The sequence below is a fragment of the Polaromonas sp. P1_G1 genome (assembly GCF_056405595.1).
The window spans coordinates 1-480 of the sequence record NZ_JBFUBU010000169.1 but is presented as its reverse complement, the minus strand read 5'-3'; the positions used below and the strand labels follow the sequence as shown (position 1 = coordinate 480).

General features: G+C 66.7%; 1 protein-coding gene. It reads right to left on the bottom strand.

What is annotated here, in order from left to right; all coding sequences use genetic code 11:
• Nucleotides 1-156: 156 nt before the first annotated feature.
• Nucleotides 157-480 (bottom strand): HAD family hydrolase (locus AC1D1Y_RS26310; protein WP_477684939.1); only part of this gene is annotated, 324 nt, incomplete at its 5' end.

The following is a 480-nucleotide window of genomic DNA, read 5'->3' as shown; positions in this document are numbered from 1 at the left end:
GGCTGGGCCGCTACATCGGGGTTGCGGCGCAGCGTCATTTTGTTGAGCACGCGGGTCTTGGCGGGGTCCAGGTCAAAACTCAGATCGACGGTGTCGATCCAGTAGGCGGGGGCGGTGTAGTCGCCGCGGTGGATCACCGAAGCTGGGCCCGAGGCCTCACGAAGTTGCAACATGGTGTGTCTCCAGAAATTGGGATGTGATCAAGGCGTGGTAATCGGGCACCACGGCCAGCACGTGCGGGCCGGTGAGTTCTTCGGGCGCGTGGCTGCTGGCAATGCCTACGGCGCGCATGCCGGCGCGGCGTGCGGCTTCGATGCCCAGCGGCGCGTCTTCAAACACGATGCAGCGCGCGGGCGCCACGCCCATGCGGCGCGCGGCTTCCAGAAAAATGGCGGGCTCGGGCTTGCCGGGCAGGCCTTCATCGCCGCCCACGGTGGTGTGTGGGGCGATGGGCATTTGCAGGTTCGCGTAGGCAAAGGC